6 protein-coding genes are annotated in these 5,297 nt (G+C 44.3%); all 6 read right to left on the reverse strand.

Annotation, left to right across the window (positions count from 1 at the left end; translation table 11 throughout):
- Positions 1 to 185: 185 nt before the first annotated feature.
- The 6 genes from ACTQ50_RS18960 to ACTQ50_RS18985 all read right to left on the reverse strand — a co-directional run bounded on the left by ACTQ50_RS18960 (position 186) and on the right by ACTQ50_RS18985 (position 5,173).
- Positions 186 to 449, reverse strand: coding sequence for a hypothetical protein (locus ACTQ50_RS18960; RefSeq protein ID WP_441485461.1), 264 nt, complete (start codon positions 447 to 449; stop codon positions 186 to 188).
- Positions 450 to 472: 23 nt separating this feature from the next.
- Positions 473 to 1,741 carry a hypothetical protein gene (locus ACTQ50_RS18965; protein ID WP_441485462.1) on the reverse strand — a complete coding sequence of 423 codons (1,269 nt, stop codon included), beginning with the start codon at positions 1,739 to 1,741 and terminating at the stop codon, positions 473 to 475.
- 89 nt (positions 1,742 to 1,830) lie between these two features.
- Positions 1,831 to 2,853 (reverse strand): LCP family protein, encoded by a 1,023-nt coding sequence (locus tag ACTQ50_RS18970; protein WP_441485463.1) that lies wholly within the window; start codon positions 2,851 to 2,853, stop codon positions 1,831 to 1,833.
- Positions 2,831 to 3,610, reverse strand: a complete 780-nt coding sequence (locus tag ACTQ50_RS18975; protein ID WP_441485464.1) for a CpsD/CapB family tyrosine-protein kinase — start codon at positions 3,608 to 3,610, stop codon at positions 2,831 to 2,833. Before ACTQ50_RS18975 ends, ACTQ50_RS18970 begins: the two co-directional genes overlap by 23 nt.
- A 3-nt stretch (positions 3,611 to 3,613) precedes the next feature.
- On the reverse strand, positions 3,614 to 4,357 hold the full coding sequence (locus ACTQ50_RS18980) for a YveK family protein (RefSeq protein ID WP_368255856.1): 744 nt from the start codon (positions 4,355 to 4,357) through the stop codon (positions 3,614 to 3,616).
- A gap of 90 nt (positions 4,358 to 4,447) precedes the next feature.
- Entirely contained in the window at positions 4,448 to 5,173 is a 726-nt protein-coding gene (locus ACTQ50_RS18985) for a CpsB/CapC family capsule biosynthesis tyrosine phosphatase (RefSeq protein ID WP_441485465.1), read from the reverse strand.
- Between the last annotated feature and the right edge of the window lie 124 nt (positions 5,174 to 5,297).

Here is a 5,297-nt window from a genome sequence, read left to right on the forward strand (position 1 = left end):
TCTGGGGAGGGAAACTCCCCAGTCTGCTAACATAAACAAAGACAGAAAACTGAACAATCTACTGACAGGCGATGAAATCACATCAGTGACAGCTCATGAAGTCACTAACAATAGACCTTTCGTCTTATCTACATGTTATTATAGCTTTATTGCCAAAAAGATGCAATAATTTTTGGTACTTTTTATCATTTATCTGCTACTGTATCAGTTGGTGTTTCCGTAGGTTCTGCTGTAGGTCGTACCATCATGTCGTCCAGTACACCGATGTCTTCCACAGTCTCTTTGCCGACCAGCTTTTCTTTATATTCCGTGCGTTCTGCACGTTCCTGGCGGTTTACCTTTACAACAAACAGAAGGCCTGCTACCAGAGCAAGAACCAACACATAGTAGAGCACTGAGGACATGAATTTATTTTTTTTATGTTTGTGTCTGTGAGATTTTCGTGACATTGAACTGTTCCTCTCTTATCAGATTATTTTGCGTCTTTTGTGAAGATTGCAAGAGGTCCCATGCCTTTGAATTCGCCTTTGATCACAAGATCTGGCTGTTCAGAAGAGCCTGCTTCGTCCTTAACGATCCAACTCATCAGATCATCTTCTGCATCAGCTGTCTCATCTGTGTCAGCAGTCTCATCTGCGTCGTCTGCGTCGTCTGCGTCGTCTGCTTCCTCTGCTTCCTCTTCTTCTTTTTCCGGATATGCGAAGCTCAATTCAGGCTCTGCAAGATAGTTAAGCTCTCCTGTAGAAGCATCTGCCTGTACAACAATGCTGTCCGGGATTGTGAATGGCTCTATCTCTGTAAGAAGGCTCAGGTCGCCCTCTGCTGTATCAATGTCAAAGTCTGCATCATTAGCAGTTACAAGACTCTTCCAGTCAACACTGTCAATGTCACAGTGTACCTGTGCGTCAAGGGAACCGGACATGTCATAGGAATAATCATCTGACATCTTAATCGCCATATCTATAAGACTGCTTGCGCTGACATAGTCGTCCATGTTGATGGTCTGTCCGTTGTCCAGTGTGACCTCTTTGTTCTCTGTATCTGTCAGATCATCGATAAAATCTGTCAGAGTAAAGCCTGCTTTCTGATCTTTCAGCTTCTTTGCTACATCAGCTACCTTTTCGTCTGCGTATTTCTCAGGAGAAACCTTCTTGGTTACAACCGGAACCTTCTCGATCAGCATTACAGGTCCAAGTGAATCGAAGGTGGCTGTGACTTCACCTGTAGCTTTGTCCAGCTTCTCAATTGCAACAAAGGTAACTTTTCCTGTTGTCGGATTGATCTGCATCAGAAGTACTTCCTTTTTATTCACATCCTTGGCAGCTTCGATGGTAAGGGTTGTTTTGATAGCGCCATCTGTTTCGTATGTGATCTTATCACCTTCCTTAATAACCAGATCTACGAAAGGTGTCAGAGGCTCATACAGGGACGGATTTACTTTTTGATTTGTGTTTGTTTTAATTGTTTCTGTTGTATCTACCTTAAGGTCTTTCAGAATCTCATTCATGTTTACCTTGGTATTATCATCATTTACTTTTGTTACTACCTCTGCAACTTTTTTATCCTTGTAGGCACCTGTATCAACATCTTTTACGATCAGCTGCTGGTTGTTTGACAGATTTCCCTCAACTACCTTTGGAGCTTCCGGAATGATCTGTCCGATACTTGGGGCTGCATATACATTGACAGATGCTGCAATTGTCATTGCTGCAAGTAAAATGCTGAAATATTTTCTTTTCATAAGAATGCCTTCCTTTCTGTCTTCTTCTGGCTCTATTCTTATTAATTTACGGTTACTTTATAACAAGACGGTTGAAAAACAGCAGCCTGTCATACTTTTTCATAAAATAAACGGATGATCAGTTCCCGGAGTGCATCTTCATCCACATGGAACTCATCATGAAGGTCTCCCTCCTGGTCTGTTCCCGGAAGCTGCTCTATACTGTCCTCTGTGAACTCTGCTTTCTTAAGGGTCTTCACAAGTCCCAGATACTGGTTGCGTGTCACACTTGTCTGGATATAATCGTCCATCACATCGAGGGAATCCCATGCTTTCTCAAGGTCATTCTCATCCATGGACTGCATCTTCTCAACATAAGCTGTGAGATAGGCTTTCTGTCTCTGCATACGGCCCTCATTGCTGAAGGACTCCTCTGTATCTCTGTACTGAAGGAAATCCTTTATGCTGCTGTCATCCAGGTTAACCTGTGCACCCTCTGCCATCTCCGGATATTTCTCCTGAAGATCGTTGTTTGGCACTGTAAGTGTGATCCCGCCTGCCAGCTCGTTGATATAGGACATGGAGTCCTGGTTTGTCACTACATAGCGCTTCACAGGGATATCTCCAAGTAAAAGGGATACTGCCTCACAGAGGCTCTCACAGCTTACCTTTCCCCCATCGCCATAGCTGTAGGCATATCCGATGTGCGTGGTATAGAGTCCCTTGTCATTGCCGTTCATTGTATATCTTCGGATATCAGTCATGGTATCACGGTTAATGGAGAGAATGGTCATCCTGCGGTTCTTCTCATCCATCACCACCAGAGCAATACTGTCTGCCCTGGCTTTATTTCCATACTGGGAGGAAGCTTCCAGCTTGCCTGTGGAGTCCACACCGGCATAGAGAATATTTATGATACGGTTATTATACTGATATTCCTGACCTTTGTAAACAATATTTCTATAACTGCTGCCCACATTGTGGGTGTTCCCTGCAGTGATCTGCATAGATTTCTGCTTTGTCTGTTCCATATGGATAAAAACTGCTGCAAACAAAGCTACAGCCAGGCAGATCACCAGACTGATGATGATCTGTTTCTTATTTACAGGGTTATTTCTTCTTTTCTTTCTCATTCTTCTTAGCGCTCTTTCCATAGCCGTATCCGTAGCCATAGCCATAATGTTTCTCATAAACCGGCGCTTTGTTCAGCACTGCACCGAGGAGACGGATACCTGCATACTGTATCTGCTGCTTTGCTTTATCAGCCTGTGCCCTGTCTGTCCTTCCACTCTCCACAACAAGGACAGTTCCGTCACACTGTTTGGCGATCAGCAGCCCGTCGATAACCAGGTTTAACGGTGGAGTATCTACGATCACATAATCATAAACGCTTCGCACAAATTCCATCAGTTCTACAAACAACGGACCTGATACCAGCTCACTGGGGTTTGGTGCCACTGCACCTGTAAAGATCATGTCAAGGTATTTGTCATCTGTGCGGTAGATGATCTTCTCTTTGCTGATATTTCCGCACAGGTATTCGCTTAAGCCCTTCTTCTCGCCTACAATATCATATCTGTTCTGTATGGTAGAATTACGGATATCGCAGTCTATAAAGAGGATTCTCTTCTCAAGCCCTGCCATGCTCTTTGCCAGGCGGAAGGCTATTGATGATTTACCCTCATTTGAAATGGCGCTTGTTACAGCTATTGTCTTGATATTTCTTCCACTTAACTGGATGTTTCCACGCAGAATATTGATGGCCTCATTTACGCGGAAAGATACATCTGATACATGTGGATGTATTACCTCTGTCTGTCTTCCCGTATATCCGGATTCTTTCACAAGATCCTGAAACAGGGATTCAATATTGTTATCTTCTCTGCCCATCTTCTACTCTTTCTTCTCTTCGTAATAAGGAATCACACTAAGTACCGGGATATCCAGATATCTCTTCAGGTCATCCTCTGTCTTTAATGTAGTGTCTGTCATGTAACGTACGCAGATCAGTCCACAGGCTGCGATAAGTCCCAGCAGAAGTCCAATCGCCAGATATTTTGTCAGTGCAGGAGTGATCTCATCCACTGCCTCTGCCTCTGAGTAATCGATAACTGTAGGTTCGCTGCTTCCTACCACCTGGTAAATACGGTCCAGTCCGATATTCATCAGACTGTTTGCAATATCTCTGCACAGTTCCACGTCACCGCAGGTAACTGTGATGGTAATAATATGGGAATTGTCCGGATTCGTTACACTGACCAGTTTACTGAGTCCTCTGTAATCCAGATCCAGATCCAGCTCTTTGATGACCTGTTTGAGAACATTACGGCTCTTGATGATCTTCGCATAGTCCTCTGTAAGCTCTGAACTCAGCTGCAGGTCAGAAACTGTGATCACGGATTCATTGTTTGTGATAAAAATGGATGCGTCTGCCTGATAAGATGGTTTCACCCCCACCAGATAATAGACACCTGCCAGCATTGCTGTGATCAGCATGGTCAGCAGGATAATTTTCCAATGATTGACCAGTACCCAGAAAAGTTCCACAAGGTCTATGGTGTCTTCCTGCTGTATGATCGTCTCAGTGACCACAGGCTGCGCAGGATTTTCCCGGGTATTCTTTGCCTCTTTTATCAAATTCTTGGTTCTCCTTCCTTATATGATCAAACCAGAGTTATTACAGGCCGATCCATACTTTGAAAATTGTAATATTATTTCTGACATTCTTCAAGTGTATTTGACAAATTTCCTTCTGTTTTCCCCATTTTTTACAATTACGGAAGGATTTTCAATAAAAATTTTGTCAGCATATTCCTGTCCCATTTTGCTGATTACTTTTTTGTATGCTTCTCCTGTGCGGCAGATCCTGTACCGGCTGTCGTGGCAGTCAGAGCCTACGAAGTGAAGGAGGTCTCCTTTCATCAGCTTCCTGCAGAATCTTTTTGTATAAAATCCGCTTTTTCCCAGAATGCTGTCTGCATTTACCTGTATATAGGCTCCCATCTGTGCCAGGTCCCTGATCAGTTCCAGGTCACCCCAGAGGTTGTCGCAGCGTTCTGCATGTGCGATGATGGGGCGGTAGCCTACGATGATAAGGCTGCGGAGGCGGTCTTCTATGTAGCTGTATTCTGCATTTCCTGAGAATTCTACCAGAACATAGCCGGAATCTGCCATTGTACTGACCCTTCCCTCATCCAGCATTCTGCTCATCTGCATGTTTGCATGGAATTCACAGCCCAGGTATATTCTCATTCTGTCTTTCTTAGCAAGCTCCTGATTGAATTCCTGTACGCATTTCTCCACCAGAGCGAACTGGCTGCGGATGGTGCGGATGGGTGTATCAAACATCTGATCTCTGTAATGAGGGGTTGCGATAATGTTTCTAACTCCCTGTTCATATTCCATGCGGAGCAGTCTGCGGGTTTCCTCCAGGTCCTGCGCTCCGTCGTCCACTCCCGGAATCAGGGTAAGCGCCTAATAACAGGGTGGATTTAACTTCCACCGAAAATCTGCCATAATCATAGAGGATAGACGCCAGCATTTTACTACAGATCTGATGCTAGGATCTGTGAAATGC

This window comes from Blautia sp. Sow4_E7 (assembly GCF_052116245.1).
In the GTDB taxonomy this organism is placed as follows: Bacteria; Bacillota; Clostridia; order Lachnospirales; family Lachnospiraceae; genus Blautia_A.

Excerpts from the sequence above, each read along its gene's own strand:
- ACTQ50_RS18960 (WP_441485461.1), bottom strand. The coding sequence starts at position 449 with ATGTCACGAAAATCTCACAGACACAAACATAAAAAAAATAAATTCATG.
- ACTQ50_RS18965 (WP_441485462.1), bottom strand. The coding sequence starts at position 1,741 with ATGAAAAGAAAATATTTCAGCATTTTACTTGCAGCAATGACAATTGCA.
- ACTQ50_RS18970 (WP_441485463.1), bottom strand. The coding sequence starts at position 2,853 with ATGAGAAAGAAAAGAAGAAATAACCCTGTAAATAAGAAACAGATCATC.
- ACTQ50_RS18975 (WP_441485464.1), bottom strand. The coding sequence starts at position 3,610 with ATGGGCAGAGAAGATAACAATATTGAATCCCTGTTTCAGGATCTTGTG.